Raw genomic sequence first — 19933 nt, forward strand, 5'->3', positions numbered from 1 at the left:
ATTATTTCTATAATAGTTCTTAATTGTTCTTAAGAATATAGATCGTATTGAAAAAATATTTTATACCAAATTAACAGTATTTAATAGTTTTGTACAATATTCCCCCAAATTTAGATTCCCTTCATTCATCATTTTCACAAAATAAATAACATAATTTTGCACAACTACATCTTTACGACTAAAAAAACTGATGAAAAAAAGCTATTTTTACCATTTATTAATGAAATATTCCCCCAATTTACACAACTCAAAATATTCTCGATAATTAGCTTATGCAATTGTAATGAATCAACGAAAATAGATGAATTCTAAATAAATTCTTAAAACCTATTAGAATCATTGTTTCGTAAATCATTTCACTACATATGTATTAAAGAGACAGAGACTGGGAGGAAAGAAAATGGGGAAAAAAGCAAACAACAAAAGTAAGGTCGTGAAAAGCTTAGCTGTATTTGCTCTATCATCTAGTTTTATTTTAAGTTCTATTGTACAAGTACCAACTACTGCGAAAGCGGTTAGCTATTCGAATACTGAAAATTTACTTGCTAATTTAACACCAGAACAAAGAGCAGCACTTAACCAAATGACTACAAATGAATCAACAGGTCTTCAAATTTCTTCTGATATTGATTTAACGACAACGGAACAAACCCATGTAATTGTCGAGTTTGCAAATAAACCTGCAAAAGTTGCTAAGATTGAAGCGGCATCAGAAGGTCAACAACTATCATATTCTGAAGCATCAAATTTAGTTGATCAAGATCATGACATATTTCAAAAAGATTTAGGACAAATATTAGTTGATGAAAATAGTAAAAAAGTAAATTATAAGATTAATCGCTCATATAAAAATGCATTAAATGGTGTTTCAATGAGTCTCCCAGCAAATCAAATTCAGAATCTATTAAAATCAAAAGTTGTCAAATCAGTTTGGAGTAACGAAACGTTTACGATTGATCCGCCTGTTCAAGGAAAAGATAATGATCAATTTAAAGCAGATGAATTCAATATTGCAAATTATACACCTTATGATGGATTAAACCGTTTACATGCAGAAGGCTATACCGGTAAAGGGATTAAAATCGGTATTCTAGATACTGGAATTGATTATAACCATCCAGATTTAAAGGATGCTTATAAAGGTGGATATGATTTTGTAGATGATGATAATGATCCAATGGAAACAACTTATGCGGATTGGAAGAAATCAGGAAAACCTGAATCTAATGGATCATCGGTTTATTACACAGAACATGGTACACATGTTGCTGGGATTATTGGAAGCCGTGGAGTAACGGATAGTGAGTATACAACAATTGGAGCAGCACCAGAAGCAGATATTTATGCGTACCGAGTGCTTGGACCATATGGCAGCGGACAAGGTGACGACATAATTGCAGCTGTCGATCGAGCTGTGAAGGATGATATGGATGTTATTAATATGTCATTAGGTAATTCACTTAATGATCCATTATATGCAACTTCAATTGCTGTAAACAATGCAGTATTAAGTGGAGTAACAACCGTTGTTGCAGCGGGGAATAGTGGCGATAAAAATTATACGCTAGGTTCACCAGGTGCTGCAGCCTTAGCGTTAACTGTCGGTGCATCATCTGTTGCAATTGATATTTATCAATATGCAGGTGCACATAATGGGGAGAATTACAATTTAAGACAATTATCAAAAAACTATAAAGATGATTTATCTACATTAAAAGGAAAAACTCTCCAACTTGTTGATGTGGGGCTCGGAGATCCAACGGGTTATGCGGGAAAAGACATAAAAGGGAAATTTGTACTCATGAGCCGAGGAGTTTATACATTGGACTCTAAAATTGCGTATGCCAAGGAACAAGGTGCTGCTGGCGTTATCATGTATAATGATGAAGCAAACAAGGCCGAGGGTGCAATTCAGTCCTTTTTAGGTGAATCAGTTAATGCGATTCCTTCATTCTCTGTTTCAAATGAAGAAGGATTAACGATCTTGGAAGCATTAAAAACTGGTAAAACTGATTTCACATTTGGCGATTTTACTAAGATACAAACAGCATCCGATGAGTTAGCACCATTTAGTTCTAGAGGTCCTTCTCGTGTAAATTATGATATTAAACCAGAGGTTGTCGCACCTGGAGTATCAATCCTTTCAACCGTTCCATTTTATATAAATGATAAAACTGTTGATGGTTCAAAAGCTGAAGACTACAAGTATGCTTATCAACGATTATCAGGTACATCGATGGCAACACCTTATGTGGCAGGTGTTTCAGCATTACTATTACAATCCAATAAGAGTCTCCAGCCTGAAGACATTAAATCAATTTTAATGAATACGGCTGATCCACTTTCAAAAAATTATAGTGTATTTGAAATCGGTAGTGGACGAGTAGATGCATATGAAGCAATTCATTCGAATGTTGAATTTGAAGTAGTAGATCAAACACCTACAAGTATCAATGGAAAACAAAAGTTAATCAAAGAATTAACGGGTGGAATCAGTTTTGGTTCATATGGATTTGATGACCAAGATATTAATGATTCACGTAAGATTACAGTGAATAATAGAAGTGAACAAGCAAAAACATTTAGTGTAAATGTTAAATTCCAAACAGGATTAAGAGGTTCCAAAGATGCAGCTCAAAATGGAGTGACCTTAACAGGTCCAACTTCAGTTAAAGTAAATGGAATTAATCAAAAATCAATTAAATTTGACTTGAACATTCCGAAAACAGCCGAAAAAGGAACATATGAGGGATATATCGTCTTTACAAATAATGCAGATCCAAATGAGCAATATCAAATTCCTTTTGGTGGCCGTGTAGTGTACGAGGGAATCGATACATTAGAACTATTTAATCCAATATATTCAAACAAAATAACAAACGTAACTGCATTTGATTATCCGTTTATGGCTGGTTCATTATCATTAAAATCACATATGAAAACATTAGATGTTGTCATTCAAGATCCAAAGACAGGTGAAGATTTAGGGTTAATTGGAACATTCAATACAGGCGTAATGAATGAAAATCAAGTATATACTCTTTCAAGACTAGTAGGTGCGATTTACTTCCCGTTTACAGGTGATTCAAAAAATCCGATCAGTAGTGATTATAAATTAATTAGACCTGGTCATTATAAATTGAAACTAGTAGGAACAAGTGAAAGTGGAAAAACATTCTCTAAGGCACAAGATTTTATGCTGGAGTATGGAACACCAAATTTTACATCTAGCTTTGATTCGTTAGACCAAAAGGTAATAGAGTATAGTGACAGCGATCTAGATTCAAAGGGACAAATGTTATATGACTTTAAGCTCAACATAAATGATCCTGAAATCGATGAGGCGATAAAGTACGGTATTCCCGTTGATCAATCAAGTAATTCATTTGGTTATTCGTATGCATCACCACTTCCTTCAAAACCTATTCGTGTTGATAAAAATGGTAACTATTCAGATCAAATTTTAGTTGATAGTAAATATGCAAAATTACCGATAGTGTTCTATGCTTTAGATGCTGCAAGGAATGCTTCTTCCTTCAAACACGTTGTATTTACAAAAAATACAACACCTTACTATTATTTGAAAGCAAATAAACAAAGTATAACTACTGGAGAGACGATAAATTATACAGTTCGTTCAAATAATGTTAAAAACCTAAAAACGACAAAATTAACAATGCAAGTAGAAAAGAATCAAGGTGCAATTGAAAATGTAATTGTTAACGATTCGGTTAAACAATATGGCGACGCACAAGTTTCAGTAACAACTGCACCAACAACTTGGGAAAACAAATTACAATATACGTTTACATTTACGTATTTAGGTGATAAAACATTACCTGAGGACCTACAGTTATTTAATTTTGACGTAAAAAGTCTAGATAAAAGCTATACTACAGAACCTTCAATTGGATGGGATTTCTATGGAACGACTATTGACCAATCAAATGTAGAAATGAAAAATGTTTTCACTTATATAGATAATTATTTTGTAAATGCAAAAGTTTCAAGATTAACTGGTTCAGTACAAATAGAAGGTGCGAAAAATCCAACTACAGGCGAATCGAATTATGCAATTGATCACAGGACATTAGGAACGAAAGTAACATTAACATCATTTGATGGAAAAGCTATACTTGAAGCACCAATTACATCAAAACAAGGTGATTATGTTTTTGATGGTATTAAGGCAGATACAAAGCCGTATACGATTAAAGTAGATGTTCCTGGACACTTTACAATGTATGAAACAGTAGACTACCTATTTGATGACATTCGTGGAGAATTAATAGGTAGATATTTCAGAGATTCTTTAAATGTTGCACCAGCTGGTGATGTTAATAAGGATGATGTAATCGATGTATTAGACGCAATCGAGTTACAAAAACATTGGGGAACTAATAATGTAGCTACAGATTTTAACTTCGATAAGATTGTTGATAAAAAGGATATGGATCTTCTTATTAATAACTATGAATTACAAAATAGTACAGTTCCAAATCCACCTAAAGCGAAAACTTCGTATAAAGGTTCTACATTAGATACTGTGTTAATTCAGTTAGGATTAAAATAATCCTAAGCTAGTTTCTATAATCAAATGAAGAACCATAATATGACTTACTATAGTAATTAAATAGGATCTTACGAAGCCTTAGCCCTGTATTTTATTGGGTTAAGGTTTTTTATTTACTTTTGAAATCAATCTCTCTGCGTTCAGAAAGTATCAATTCCATAAGGGGACATTTTAAATATCTGACTGACTTAAATACGATCGGGGGCTTTTCTGGATTATCCATGCAGTGCGGATGTTCCATGACGAGCTTCTTCAGGAATGAGAAATGCGCTTTTTATTTAACTAAAAGGAATTTAATAGAGGCCGGGAATTTATGAAGGGTTTACTATTAGCTATTCTAGGTGCTTTTGCTAGTTGGGTGATTTGTGGTGGTAAAAAAAGGCATATCACTTATTATAAGTGACACGCCTTTTATTCAGGATTGATTAGTAATTCCGCCATTATTAAAGCTTTATTAGTTTGATTTATTTTAATGTAATAGTTAAACAATTCTTTTATCAACAATGCAGCATTAAAAAGAGGCATACCAGTTATTGCCGGAGAAAATGCATGGTAACAACAAAACTTTTAAAAGCCTATTACCTCCATCTGATCCAACACTGACTAAAATATATACTTAATTGTTCATTCAATAGGTAACATGAGACGAAATATAGTTTCATGCGGTGAGGTTGATACCAAGAACAATTCACAATTATTAGCTTCAGCAAGTAATCGACTTAATGGTAACCCAAGTCCTAATCCCTGCTTCTTCTTTCTTTTACTGTCTCCTCGATAATATCGTTCGAAAATATAAGGAATTTCTGGTTCTGCAATCCCTTTACCATTATCTAATATATCAAGGTATAGCTTTTTGTCTTCAATAGTCATGCTTAAGGTGATTTTAGTAGTTTCTGCTCCTGCACTATTCATTAAGAGATTAAGTAGAATTTGCTTAATTTGACCTCTATCTGCTACTATTTTCAGTGGTTTGATTAAAGGAGAGGCATCAAAGTCTATATCTTTAAAACCTTCTATAGAATGAACCTGTTGCATTACCTCTTCTATTACCTCCCAGAGAGGGAATAATACAAACTCTCCATGAACAGTGCTGGATTCTAATGACGCAAAATCTAATAAATCTTCTACCATTTTTTGCATTCTCTTAGCTTCTTCTAACGTTGTTAATAAAAATTGATCTGCTGTTTCCCCTGTGACAATGCCTCCTTGGACGGCTTGAATCATCCCACGAATCGAAGTAACAGGGGTTCTTAATTCATGAGAAACGCCTGCAAGTAAATCAGTTCTCATTTGTTCAAGTTGTTGCAAACGCTTTGTCATTATCTTAAAAGAAGAAAATAGTTGTTGTAATTCAGCCTCTTTTACTTTCGATGCTGAAGGAAGATTCGGTGAGTAATCTCCTTCTGAAACTTTTCTCGCAGCTTCAGTTAATTGATGTAAGGGAAGTATTAATTTTCTAGAAAGATGATATATTACAAGCCAACCTCCAAATGCGACACCTAAAATAATAAGTACAAGAAGTCCATAAGTTTCTATATTTTCCGAAAACAATTCTGGTGAAGGGGTACTTAAATATAAAGCACCAATAACATTCCCATCTATACTTAGAGGCATGCCAACACGGAGCCATGTAACATCTTTATATTCAATTTTTTCTTTAGTTTTTTTACCGCTTAGAACACTTTCTATAGTAGGTGGTGTTTTAGCAAGAGTCTCGGATATTGATATATCTAGACTCGAAAAGTTAACAAGATTATGACCCTCTTCATTAAAAATTTGCATAAAATCTTGAGCAACAGGACGGACTACTTCCGTTGGTAAAGCAGGTATAGGAACGGGAGTGGAAGGTACGCTAGGTATTTGACCTTGGTGAAAACTGGGTTGTGATTGCACCATATTGGTAGCGTGTATGTATGAAGCGCTAAGTTGTTCAGCTCTCGCCTGGAGTATTTGAAAACTTTGTTGATTTTGATTTACTTTTAGCAATACACCAGCGATAATCCCTAAAATGATAAGAATGGCTATTAGTACACCCGCATATCTTCGAGTCCAAAAACGAAGTAAAGGGATACTTTTATCAGACTGTAAGCTAGTTAACACGTATCATATACCCCGTTCCACGTACTGTTTTAATTTCGCCCTCATCTGAAGACCAATCACACAAGTGTTGACGAATTCTTTTAATTGAAGCATCTACAGCTCTATCTGCACCGTTATAATTCATACCCCAAACATAATCCAAGAGTTGATCACGAGTAAAGCATTGATTTGGGTGTTTTCCTAGGAAAGCAAGCAGTCCCCAATCACGTGGTGACAAAGGAATTAATTCATCATAAAAAGAGGCAGTATGAGTTGTAAGATTTATTACAAGATGGCCTAATCTAATTAATTCATTATCTTCTAAATGTGAGGAACGGCGTAATACAGCTTGAACTCGAGCCACAACTTCCTCAGGATCGAATGGTTTTGTGATATAATCATCAGCCCCTTGTCCAAGCCCTGCTAGTCTTTCGGGCACACTACCTCTAGCTGTTAGGATAATGACAGGACAACTACCATATTGACGGATTTGTTTTAGAATCTCTAGCCCATCATTTTGAGGCAACATCAAATCCAAAAGTACCAATGAAGGTTTATAATTTAAAAAAAATTGAACTACATTACCTTCGCCTGAATGGGAAGCAACCGAAAAATCCTTTCTTTCCAAATATACTTTTAATATCTGAACAATTGGTAACTCGTCCTCAATAAGTAAGATGCGCTTCACTACAAAACATCCTTTCTACGATACTTTGAAAAAAAAGCTAAGTCGTTAGTGTATAGCTTGAATATGTCGGTAAAATGACAACGCTTCATTATTTTCTATCTAAGCAATTGATTTAACTGTAGGTTACTGCCCGTGTGTCAGGGTGATACACTACATTTTTTACATCGTCATATTGTTGTCACATTAATTAGATAAATTTGAAGTGTGGGAAACAACATCCCATACTAAAAATAAGGAGGAATTATTAAAATGAAAAAAATTCTATTATTAGGCGCAACGACATTAGCAGTTTCAGTATTTGCAGGATCGGCTTTAGCTTCTCCACTTTTTGAAAAGGAATCGACACCAGCCGTAGAATCGACACCAGCAGTAAAAGTGACACCAAAAGAAGAAAAGACAACAAAAGAGGAATCGACACCAACAGTTGAATCCACACCAGCAGCAGTAGTGACACCAGCAGTAAAAGTGACACCAAAAGAAGAAAAGAACACAAAAGAGGGATCGACACCAACAGTTGAATCTACACCAGCAGCAGTAGTGACACCAGCATTTGAAGCGACAAAAAAAGAAACTGTAACAAAGTAGAAATCCAAATCAAAAAATTTTAGTGATCAGAGCTTTAAAGAGTATCCTTAACTTGGTTGCAGGTACAGAACCTCAACCAACAAAAGAAATTCGGTGCATCTAGTTAGAAACTAATCCGAATCAGCTCACTCTTTATCTGTTCAACGAAGTAGAAGTAACTGATTAGATAGTACTTTATCAACTCTTACATTAGTTGAAGACAATTCCAACTGATTGCCATGTCCTAAAAAAAACTAATTAAAGTATAGAGCAAAGCGCCCATGTGAAAACTTGGGCGCTATTTGACATTTACGAAGAAATGATTCACTACGGCTCTTAGTCATGTACATGTTTTGATCACGACCCACTTTTTAAGATGACATGAAAGCAAGTTCCGTTACTTTCATTGTCAGTAACATTAATCGTACCGTTATGCTTGTTGATAATGCTGTCAACAATTGAATGACCTAAGCCTGAACCACCCAGTTGACGGGAGCGTGATTTGTCAACACGATAAAAAGATTCAAATATTTTCTGTTTGTATTTGTCGGCATGCCGATGCCTGTATCTATAATTTTGATTGAAACCTGTTCCTTACTTAATCTGTTTACAATAACCTCAACTGTTCCGCAGTCAATATTGTACTTAATTCCGTTTTCCACCAAGGTTAAAAAGCACGATACAATAGGTCAGTGTTTCCAAAAACAACACTATATTCACAATCTAAGGTCATTGTAACATTCTTATCTTTAGTGATACGAGAAAGCTCGGAAATAATATCCTCAAAAAATCCTTTACGTAAATGCGCTGTAGCTTTAAGGTGAATAGCTTTTTCTTTTGACCATCTGTTTGATCGACTTTTACATAGTCCAAATATCTTGTCTGTAATTATTTCTTCACTTGCTCTTAAAAAATCCTCGTTCTTCGATGTTAGGACGACAGGAGTTTGATAATGTCCTGACTCTTATTATGTCACTCTTGGTATAGCACTTTTGTTTTATATAGGTATAGTACCAATGACAACAAAAGTTACTACCTAAGTTTAATTTTCAGAAAAGTAGAAATGTGGGATGATGAAATTAATTGATTGATAGTTCTGAATATTTAATAACTGGTTAATAAACTCAGTAGATGCTAGATTAGTTGAAAAATTTTAATAACCTGATGTTGAAAGACAGATCAGTGTACTAAATGTGAAGTTAAGTCATACACGAAACCACCACATTTTTACAAATATATTAATCTACTATTTAGTAAGGAAAAGGGGGAAATTTTATGAGAAAGAGGAGAAACAAAAAAATTGTTAATGTAATGACCGCAGGATTGGTATCTGCAGTACTTTTGTCTACAAGTACTGTTCACTCATTTGCTTATGATGCCACCACCTCCAAAACGCCGGCCAACCAGGCGTCCAAGCAACTGCAGAACAACATGGTTGTCGACTCGCACACTGTTACCCTTATCACGGGCGAAGTTGTGACGCTGGAAAAAAACGCCGACGGCTTGCAATCAGCAACGCTTGCTCCAAACCCTGATGGAACCGAAGTAGGTGTAACCACGTTGAGTCTGGGAGACGATTTCTACCTCATCCCGGATAAGGCACAACCGTACCTAGCAGCAAATGAGCTTGACCGCGAGTTGTTTAATATCACCAAGTTGGTCGAGTACGGCTACGACGACGCTCACGTCTCCGATATCCCGTTGATCGCGACTTACTCAGGCACAGAAAGTCATACGGACGAAGCGTTAGAACAGGCTGCTCCGGCAGGTTCAAAAAAGGACAAGGTATTAGATAGCGCTAATGGTGTGGCGCTAAAGGCGAGCAAATCGATGTCGGCGAAGTTCTGGGAAGCGGTAGACGATGACAGCGCCAAAGCTGCGACCGCACCGAAACTTGCCGATGGCATAAACAAGTTGTGGCTTGACAAACCGGTGCAAGTGATGTTGGACAAGAGTGTTCCACAAATTGGAGCACCTACAGCATGGGCAGCAGGGTATGATGGCACAGGTGTGAAAGTGGCTATCTTAGATACTGGGATCGATCCGAATCATGCTGATGTTAAAAATGCTATCGCTGAAGCGAAGAGTTTCGTACCGGGTGAAGATTATGTAGATCACCACGGGCACGGTACGCATGTTGCTTCGACTGTCGCGGGATCAGGCGCTGCTTCTGGAGGTAAATATAAGGGCGTAGCTCCTGGTGCAAAACTTCTAATTGGGAAGGTGCTTAGCAACGCAGGATCAGGTTCTACATCTAGTATCATCGAAGCAATGCAGTGGGCAGTTCAGGAAAAGGCCGATGTTGTCAGTATGAGCCTTGGTTCGGATGAACCAAGCGACGGAACAGATCCACTGAGTCAAGCGGTCAACAATTTGAGTGATACAAGCAACACACTATTTGTTATTGCTGCAGGTAATGCGGGTCCAGATAAGAGTACCATTGGTGCGCCAGGGGTAGCCGAAAAAGCATTGACCGTTGGGGCAGTTGACAAAAGCGCAAACGAATTTTTGGCTAATTTCTCAAGTCGCGGTCCTGTTATCAATAATTTCAGAGCTAAACCTGAGATTACGGCACCAGGAGTAGCAATCGTAGCTGCTCGTGCAGCAGGAACCACTATGGGTACGGCCGTTGATAACTACTACACTAGTGCCAATGGTACATCAATGGCTACACCACATGTTTCCGGTGCTGCAGCCATTCTGAAACAAAGACACCCTGATTGGTCAGGAGACCATATTAAGCAGGTATTAACTGGTACTGCAGTAGCAAATACCCGCTACTCAGCTAATCAACAAGGTGGCGGACGTGTAGATATCACGAAAGCCTTAGAGGCTAACGTGTATAGCAGTCCTGCAGTTGTCAGTATGGGAGCCGGGTTTGTTGATACTAAACTAATAGAAAAGACATATAATTATGTCAACCCAACTGACAGTGATATGACATTGAATCTCGTCATGACAGCCAAGAATGAGAATCAAACAGCGGCACCGGCTGGAATGTTCACACTCAGCAAGTCAGTGGTCACTGTCCCAGCACATGGCAACAGTGAGATGAAGGTAACATTTGATACATCGCTTGGCACTATTGCAGATTATCAAGCAGTGGTAAAAGCTACTTCAAGTGACGGTAAAATCATTAACACGACTATTGGTGGAACAAAAACAGAACCGTTAGTTGATTTAGTAATTAATGAGATCGATCGCAACGGAAAACCGGCTGGAGGCGATATGGTGTGGTTCAACCATGACACGGGGGTTGGTAAACAGGTATATCCTAATAGCAGCGGGAAGACCAGATTATCCTTGCAGCCGGGACGTTACGCGGTAATTAGTACACTAAACACAAATGACGAGGCCGGAATACCTCAGAACTATACCCTAGCCTCAGTGCCTATGATAGAGCTAAAGAGTAATGAGAAGCAAGAGATCACGTTTGATGCCCGATTAGCCAAGGAGATCAAAGTTACAACGCCTAAGGAGTCCGAAAAGCACGGTTGGAAATTCGGAGTCCGCGAGCGGATGGACACAAACCACTTCGGATTTGACTACATGAGGAATTTTATTGGCGAAACTCACGCCTACGTGTTACCAGTCAAGGCGCCAAATAATGTTGGTTTGTTCGAGTTCAACTTCCATTCGCGCAACTACGCCCCTGCTATCAAGGCAACCTATGATGACAATATGAACGAGTCGATTCCGCTTCTGCCAGTGCACTTTGCGCCTAAGTTGGACGGCGATAAGACACTCCAAGCGGTCAACGTCGGCGTGGCACTACCAGCGGATCTCAGCGGCATAGACATCCATGGAAAGCTAGCGGTCATCACCAGCGATTCGAAACAGAATCCGAGAGACCAAATAAAAGCAGTGATGGGTGCTGGCGCCGCAGGAGTGATCGTCGTCAATAACAACGGGGAGAGGTTCAATCTAGGTGTATATATAATTGACAACGTCGTCATCCCGGCCTATACTCTTGGCCAAAGCGACGGAGAAGTGCTCTTCAACAGAATCGCCAATGGTCCTACCTGGATCAAGCTTCATGGAATCGCCAACAGTCCGTACGTGTACAATTATGCGTTGATGATTAATGGTGAAATTCCGGATAATCCTGTCGACGCGGTGACAGAAGAAAACTCTACCGTTGTGAAGGCCCACTACCGCGGGCCAAATGGCTGGTTGAAGTCTGGCGACTGGGCCGTGGCATTACGTAAGGACGAAGGTGGCTTTTTTGCATTCCTTGATAAATTCGAGGAAAAAACACCGGACCGGGAAGAGTGGTACTCCACAGGCAACAAAACCGATATAAAGATTTTCAGATGGGCCCATCAGTTCTATCCAGACGTTACTGATCTTACGGGTAACATGAAGGACTCATATCGCATCTACTCGCCGGGCGACAAGAAAGAAGAGACTTGGATGGGCGCGGCGAACGCTCCATCTGGACCGGAGAATACCTCGGCGTATCGCGAGGGAGACACCTTAAACCTAAACATGAATGATTTCGGTGATAGCGAGGCGGGGCACTACGGCTGGTTTTATTCAAATAGTAAAAACAAGGTCACTTGGAGGTTGTACCAAGACGGGAATCTCAGCTCTCAGTTAGCGGACCAAAGTTTGCGTAAGTTTGCGGTCAGCTCAAACCCGGCGACTTATAAGATCACAGCGGACACATCGCACCCAGAATGGTTCGGGTTCTCTCTGGCTACAACGACCAGCACAGCTTGGACATTCAAGTCCCAGCGACCAACAGATGGGCAAGAAAACCTTGCGCTACTGTGGCCGAGGTATAACATTGGCCTAGATAATGAGAACCAGGCAAAGGGTGGCATTACCGACCACTTTGACCTGTCATTCGTCACTCAATCAGGTGCTACTCCAGACATTCAAGGGGTAGAGGTCGAAGTATCTACGGACGACGGCAACACATGGAGCAAAACAAAAGTGGATAACAGGAAAGATGGCCACTACAAAGTGTGGGTGAAAAACCCAGACACTGGCTACGTTTCGCTTCGCGTCAAGGCATGGGACGCAAACGGTAGCCAGATCGAACAGACTATAATTAAGACCTACGCTGTGGGCAAACACAAGCGGTAGTTACAATAGTTTTGCATAAAGTTCAGTGGCTTTATATAAAAAGCTACCAAGTAAATACCGGTTGCTTTAGTTAAAGATCGTGGAGTTGCTTTGGCAACTCCTTTTCTTATTGAACTCCCATATGGGTGCTCCATTATTCAACAAATGAGTAGTAGCATAGTCTTTTATATGCAATATTTAAAAGTAGAAGTGGAAAACCGTTAGATTGAGGTTTTAAAAAGTACGCAGAGTTGGAGAGGAAGTGGTTGAAGAAGTAGCTGGACAGTTAGTAGAGACACTGAAAGAAACGATGTGTGTGAAGAATATATGTACACACTTAGGGATTGCACGATCTACCTACTATCGTTGGAAACAGGCATCTACTGATGCAAGATCTCGTCAGGCAATTGAGCGACGTATTGATGAACTTTGCCGAGAACATAAATTTCAATATGGTTATCGGAAAATTACTGCACTCTTACGTCAAGAAATACGCGTGAATCATAAAGTCATACAACGCATCATGCAAAAATATGGTTGGCAGTGTCGAGTGAAAATGAAAAAACGTAAACTAACTAGACAACCCTACTATTTCGAAGCTAATTTATTGAACCGTAATTTTGAAGCAACTGCACCTTTACATAAGCTCGTAATAGACATTACTTACTTGTCATTTGGTCAGAAACAGTTGTATCTTTTAAGTATCCAAGATTTATATAATGGCGAGATTATCGCCTATTCGATTGGTGATTGCCAAGATACTGATTTTGTGTTGAATACCTTGCCCCAATTAGATAATTTGCCCGAAGGGTGTACGCCGTACAGTGACCAAGGTTCGGTTTACACATCTTATCGATATCAACAAGCTGTTAAAGCAAAAGACATTATCATGAGCTTGTCCCATAAAAGTATGCCCGCTGATAATGCCCCCATCGAATCGTTTCATTCAGCATTAAAGTCTGAAACGTTCTACTTTGACAGTTTGTTCTACGAAGGCAATCGTAGAACAAACTGTCAAAGACTATTTAAAGTATTATAACTATATCCGAATACCAACGAAACTAAACAACCAGTCGCCGGTACATCACCGACAACTGGTTGGATAAATGCTTTTTTGACCTCTGTCTTAAATACAGGGGTCAGTCCTTTTTTTTTGTAAAGACTCACTATTTAAGATGACATGAAAGCAAGTTCCGTTACTTTCATTGTCGGTAACAGTAATCGTACCGTTATTCTTTTTGAGAATACTGTCAACAGTTGAAAGACCTAAGCCTGTACCACCCAGTTGGCGGGAGCGTGATTTGTCAACACGATAAAAAGGTTCAAATATTTTATTTTTGTCTTTGTCGGCAATGCCGATACCAGTATCTATAATCTTGATTGAAACCTGTTCCTTACTTAATCTGTTTACAAGTACTTCAACAGTGCCGCCGTCAATATTGTACTTAATTCCGTTTTCCACAAGGTTGTAAAAAGCACGATACAATAGGTCAGTGTTTCCAAAAACAACGCTATTATCACAATCTAAGGTCATTGTAACATTCTTATCTTTCGTGATAAGAGAAAGCTCGGAAATAATATCCTCAAAAATATCTTTTAAGCAAATGCTGCGTTGCTCACGCTTATCGTCCAAATTCGTCATATCTAAAAGGCTAGAGACGAGTCCTCTCAAGCGCTTTGTCTGCTTCTCAATAACGTAAATAAGAGCATCGTATTCCTCGGTTGTATGTGTTTTTTTCTTCTTAAATACATCAACTTTTGTTTGTAACACAGCAAGAGGTGTTCTAAGCTCGTGGGCGGCACTTAGGGAAAATCTTTGTTGCATCATAAAAGAATCATTCAATTTATCCGTCATTTCATTAAATGTACTAGTAAGCTCAGCAATTTCATCATTTGTAGGCGGCACGGACAATGTTTCAAATAAATTATGCACATTTATGTTTTTTACTTGATCATTTAGCGTATCAAGTGGCTTCAATGCCTTCCCCGAAAGATAGTAGGTTGAAAATCCCCCGCTAATAATAACTAAAAGCATATAAATAATACTTTCAATTCTAAAATCTATTTTTGCTTTTTGGGAAACCTCTGATGAAACGGAAGGGGTCATACTGCTAGACGCTGCTGGAGTGCTTTCATGAATCCATCCTTCTTCGCCGACTTCTTGTGCCGGTAATACGGCACTTGCATCAATTATTGTAGCCATTTTAATAGCAGAATAATTTAATATTAAAGTAATTCCTACACAACAGACAGTTAAAAGAGCAACGGTCATAACAGTAAGTCGTAATCGAATGGGCATTTTTTTAAGCATTTTCATTACCACTCTTTTCTAATAAAAAGTAACCTTCACCGATTTTCGTTCCAATGGGGTCATAGTTTAATACAGCTTTTAGCTTCTTTCGGAGAGTTGCAATATGAACCCGAATAGCACCACTAAAGATATCTGCATTCTGATCCCAAACATGTTCAATCAGTTCTTCTTGGCTAACCACTCTATCTTTATGAAGCAAAAGATATTCAAACAATGCAAATTCTTTTTTTGTAAGTGCTATTTCATTGTCGTTAACAACTGCAATACGCTTTGATAAATTGACCTTAATTACATCGAATGAAAGCATACTATTTTCTTGTGCAAATTTTCGTCTTAACAAGTTTCGTATTCTTGCCTCCAACTCGGCAAAATCAAATGGCTTCGCCAAATAATCATTTCCACCTATGTCTAAGCCCTTCACTTTGTCATTAACACTACTTCTTGCACTGAGAATAAGTACCTTTAATTCAGGCTTTTCATCTCGTATCTTTTCTAAAACCTCTAGCCCATCCATTTGCGGGAGGTTTAAGTCAAGTACAACCAAATCGTAATTCACTTCATATAAAAGCTCGTAAGCATCTTCACCGTTGTCACAGGTATCAACTGCATATCCATCTATTCTAAGCCCATCTGCAATTGCTTCCTGCAAATCAAGCTCGTCTTCTACAACTAGTATTCTCATCCAAAAACACCTCTTATTCTATTGTACTGTAAGTATGCGTTAAATCTATGTTAAGCGAACATCACTTAACAAGGATTTAACGTCCATTGATATACAATAGTGATACAAGTTCAGTTGAACAAAAAATGTATGTTCAAGAAAACGTAATTAATAAGATTGATTAATTAAAAACTAACATAGTAGATAGGAGTAAACAGATGTTTGAAATTAAGAATGTATCGAAACAATACAACGGCGAATTCGCTTTGAATAATATTTCCTTTACGATGGGAAAAGGGCTGAATTTTATAGTTGGTGCATCGGGTAGTGGTAAAACGACTCTTTTGAAAATCATCAGCGGTATGGAACAAGATTTTGATGGAGAAGTTTACTATTGCGGAAAGAATATTAAAGAATTAACATCTAATGAAAAAAGCTATTTTTACAACAATACCTTTGGATTTGTTTGGCAGGACTTTAATTTGCTCGAAGATTTATCGGTTTTAGACAATGTGTTGATACCACAGTATTTAAAAAATAAACAAAATCATAAGAACGCGGAAAAGGTTTTAAAAGAACTCAAAATATTTGACCTTGCACAACGAAAAGTGAACTCTCTTTCGGGCGGTCAAAAACAGCGTGTTGCCATCGCAAGAGAGCTTATGAAAAACCCAAAGGTTATTATCGCTGACGAGCCAACAAGTGCACTGGATGAAAAAAACTCAGAAACAACAATGGATATTCTGAAAGCTATTTCTAAAAACAGGACAGTTATCGTTGTAACCCACGATGTCAACTTAATTGACAGTAATTCAAACGTAATAGATTTAGATGAGGGAGAATTTGTAGCATTACCACAAAAAAATGTAACGAAAACAGAAAAACTCACATATGGTGAAAGTCATCGCTTATCGATTAAAAATGCTTTTTCAATGACCAAATCGAATGTTAAAAGTAAATTTGGCCGATTTTTAGTATCAGCCCTTTCTCTAATGATTGCAGGTATCCTTTTGCTTACAACTGTAAGTGGGACAATCGAGAGCAGCAGCCAAGGTGATTTTGACGAGCTGATTGATACTTATGGTGATGGACTTAAAGATATTAGTATAGTTGGTAGCTTTACCAGTGCAGAAGGCGCAGGCGATAATCAGGAAGAAAAGCCGAACGCTGATATATCACAGGATATTGGTGGCTTATATGATCAATATGTAGGCGATGAGCGCGTTGATTTTACTGCTTTTTTACAAGCATTTGATAATATAAAAGTAACTGTTAGCGGGAAAGAATATCAAATACAAGGATCAGGTACTGTTCCGACAATCAATAAGTTAGTAGCAGGAAATATGCCGACAGGCAAAGACAATGAGGTTGTTGTTCCAAAAAGTTTTGTTAAAATGTTGGGCATATCAAACGAGCAAGCAATCGGCAAAGAAATTGATTTTAGCAGCGGTATTTTCAATTGGGACACAGGTGAGCCTGTTATAAAAGACGCATCCATTACCGCAACAATCGTAGGTGTTGCAGATAATACTGTCTCTTCTGAGTTTACTGTTGACGACTCTTTCTTCTTCAGCAAAGCTGCACTTGATGATTTGAGAAGACAAGCAGGAATTGAAAATAACGCAATGAATTTTCTTATTCGAGCGAAGACGCCAACTGATATGATTTCCATAAAAGATGAGCTTAACGCACAAGGCATTGTACCTCTTGGTCAATTTGAACTTGTCGAGGATATTGTTAGATTAAATGAGCAAACAACCGAACAGTCAGGCTCAGCAAGTATGTTCATAGGGATTTTGGCTGTCGTTATGGTTATTGCTATTTCTCTGATCACAGGTTTTATGAGACAGAGAGAATTTGCAATTTATAAAGTCAGCGGCTTTAATAGTGCTCATTTTAGTCTGCTTAACTTGACAGAAAAGATAACGGAAATCATGACAGCAATTTTGTTAATGCTTGTTACATCACCCCTTATCAATATAGCTACTAAAGGCTTGTTTAGCGCAAGTATTTTAAATTCTAAGATGTTGATTTCGGGCGTGATATTCATTGCTTTAGTAGGGGCTGCAGCTTTCTTTACAACGGCTATTTCCTTCATAATGACCAAGACAGCAATAGCTTTGAAGACAGGTGACAGATAGTGATACAGATAAATAAACTTACAAAACGATATGATCATTCACTTATTTTGGAGGATACAAGTTTTAACTTTCCAAGCCAAGGACTTGTTTGTCTTTTAGGAGCATCGGGTTCCGGTAAAAGCACTCTGCTTAATTTGGTTGCAGGCTTCGACAGTGATTACAGTGGTGATATTACGGTTTGTGGTACTTCTATCAGCAAGATGCATGCCGATGAATTGTGTGCGTATCGCAGAGAAAATATCGGGTTTATCTTTCAAAACTACCATCTTTTAAGAGGATATACCGTTCTTGAAAACATCTTGCTTTCTTGTGAGCTAAATACTGCAAGTGAAGAAGAAAATAGAGAAAATGCCAAAGAGCTGCTAAATAAACTGGGATTATCACAAAAGACTAATGAAAAAATCGAAAATCTTTCAGGCGGTCAAAAGCAACGAGTTGCTTTTGCAAGAGCGTTGATTAGTAATCCTCGTATTATCTTGGCGGATGAGCCGACAGGAGCATTAGACCGTAGAAACTCCAGTGAAATTATGGGACTTTTAAAAGAGATTTCAAAAGAACGTTTGGTGATTGTGATTACGCATGACCAAAAGATTTGTAGTTTTGCAGATGAAGTCGTTCATATTGAGAAAGGGAAAATTATTGCAAAAAATACCAACACTCAAAAAGCTGTTGCTTGTGATGATAAACTCAGTTTAAATAACGCTAGTAAAGTATCTGCTTTCAAGCGGGGGCTTAAGAACTTCAAAGTGAATATTACACGCTATATGGCTGTCAGTTTGGCAATTTCCATCGGTATCCTTGTATTTATGTTGTCTTTATCTTCCGGGAATATAATGGACAAGAATATTGCGCATTTTCAAGATAAAAACACTGCCTTTAACAACGGTTATATTAAAGGTGAGGATGATGGAACAGTTATTGAATTGTTGAAATCCGATGAGCGTATCGAAAATGTGTATTACCAATACAAAATAACGGATATTACTTTAAGGATAGGCGATAAAACTGAAGCTTTAGCAGAAAAATACCCAATGGCAAAGGCTACTGAAAAGATGTCATATGGTGCTATGCCTAAAACAGGCAAAAAAGAAATAGCACTTAGTCCGAGCCTTGCTAAAAAATTTGAAAATGATATTAGTAGTTTGCTTGGTAAAGAAGTTACCTTAAATTATGGAGATAAAGAATACACGCTTACGATAAGCGGCGTCTTTAACGCAGACTACGATGATTTCTTTGTAAGCTCCGATATCGAACAGGAATTTTACCAAAATGTGAAAAACGAAAAAAACTACTCCATCAGTTATGATGTAAAGAACTTTGAAGATATTGTGCCAGTCAGTCAAATGCTAGTTGACAAAAAAATCGACAGTAAAACTGCAGCCAAAGAAGTAGAATTTTTGCAAAATACATTTAACAATCTTAGCCGTTTGTTCTTAATCGTTTCTATTTTAATCTTAGCAATTGGTTTGTTTATCAGTTCCGTATTACTGATCAAACTGCAAAATTCAAGATACAAGGAAATAGGGCTACTGTCCGCTTTGGGATATAATAAAGGAACAATACGGAAAATGATTGTCAGTGAAAATTTACTTTTAGCAACAATGTCAGCTCTATCTCAAGCTGTCCTTATTGGCTGTACGTATTTAGTCGGCATGATTTTCAATTTGGCAATTATCATCAACCCAGTACAAATCGTACTATCAATACTTTCCACAGGCGTTGTTGTAATTGTAATTAGCATGATAGCAAGCCACAAGTTAATTTCTACAGAGCCTGCAGTAGCGTTGAGAAAGTAATGTATTTTAGTTAATCAAAATGAATTGTTAATTTCACCTAGTGTTTTAAA

9 protein-coding genes and 1 pseudogene are annotated in these 19933 nt (G+C 37.7%); 6 read left to right on the top strand and 4 right to left on the bottom strand.

Annotated elements, in window-relative coordinates; genetic code table 11:
* Nucleotides 1-400 precede the first annotated feature (400 nt).
* Nucleotides 401-4573: a S8 family serine peptidase gene (locus tag MHH33_RS08690; protein ID WP_342543586.1), complete on the top strand. Its 4173-nt coding sequence runs from the start codon at nt 401-403 to the stop codon at nt 4571-4573.
* 624 nt (nt 4574-5197) lie between these two features.
* Here the strand turns inward: MHH33_RS08690 and MHH33_RS08695 are convergent.
* Nucleotides 5198-6673 carry a HAMP domain-containing sensor histidine kinase gene (locus MHH33_RS08695; RefSeq protein ID WP_016427056.1) on the bottom strand — a complete coding sequence of 492 codons (1476 nt, stop codon included), beginning with the start codon at nt 6671-6673 and terminating at the stop codon, nt 5198-5200.
* A complete protein-coding gene (locus MHH33_RS08700; RefSeq protein ID WP_016427057.1) occupies nt 6663-7340 on the bottom strand; it encodes a response regulator transcription factor in 678 nt (225 codons plus the stop codon). Before MHH33_RS08700 ends, MHH33_RS08695 begins: the two co-directional genes overlap by 11 nt.
* 249 nt (nt 7341-7589) lie before the next feature.
* Here MHH33_RS08700 and MHH33_RS08705 point away from each other — a divergent pair, with 249 nt between their 5' ends.
* The 3 genes and pseudogenes from MHH33_RS08705 to MHH33_RS08715 all read left to right on the top strand — a co-directional run.
* Complete coding sequence (locus MHH33_RS08705) at nt 7590-7925, top strand: hypothetical protein (RefSeq protein ID WP_342543587.1); 336 nt, start codon at nt 7590-7592, stop codon at nt 7923-7925.
* A 1254-nt stretch (nt 7926-9179) separates the two neighbouring features.
* On the top strand, nt 9180-12995 hold the full coding sequence (locus tag MHH33_RS08710; RefSeq protein WP_342543588.1) for a S8 family serine peptidase: 3816 nt from the start codon (nt 9180-9182) through the stop codon (nt 12993-12995).
* 207 nt (nt 12996-13202) lie between these two features.
* Nucleotides 13203-14080: pseudogene (locus MHH33_RS08715) on the top strand (IS3 family transposase); the annotation flags it as partial.
* A gap of 20 nt (nt 14081-14100) precedes the next feature.
* Here MHH33_RS08715 and MHH33_RS08720 read toward each other — a convergent pair.
* Complete coding sequence (locus tag MHH33_RS08720) at nt 14101-15291, bottom strand: HAMP domain-containing sensor histidine kinase (RefSeq protein ID WP_342543589.1); 1191 nt, start codon at nt 15289-15291, stop codon at nt 14101-14103.
* A complete protein-coding gene (locus tag MHH33_RS08725; RefSeq protein WP_342543590.1) occupies nt 15278-15967 on the bottom strand; it encodes a response regulator transcription factor in 690 nt (229 codons plus the stop codon). The genes MHH33_RS08720 and MHH33_RS08725 overlap by 14 nt, the downstream gene beginning before the upstream one ends.
* 197 nt (nt 15968-16164) lie before the next feature.
* On the opposite strand from MHH33_RS08725, the gene MHH33_RS08730 reads away from it, so the two are divergent.
* Both MHH33_RS08730 and MHH33_RS08735 read left to right on the top strand, forming a co-directional pair.
* A complete protein-coding gene (locus MHH33_RS08730) occupies nt 16165-18087 on the top strand; it encodes an ABC transporter ATP-binding protein (RefSeq protein ID WP_342543591.1) in 1923 nt (640 codons plus the stop codon).
* Nucleotides 18087-19883, top strand: a complete 1797-nt coding sequence (locus MHH33_RS08735; protein WP_342543592.1) for an ABC transporter ATP-binding protein/permease — start codon at nt 18087-18089, stop codon at nt 19881-19883. Before MHH33_RS08730 ends, MHH33_RS08735 begins: the two co-directional genes overlap by 1 nt.
* The last annotated feature ends 50 nt before the right edge of the window (nt 19884-19933 follow it).

Origin of the sequence: Paenisporosarcina sp. FSL H8-0542 (assembly GCF_038632915.1) — a bacterium.
Taxonomy (GTDB): domain Bacteria; phylum Bacillota; class Bacilli; order Bacillales_A; family Planococcaceae; genus Paenisporosarcina.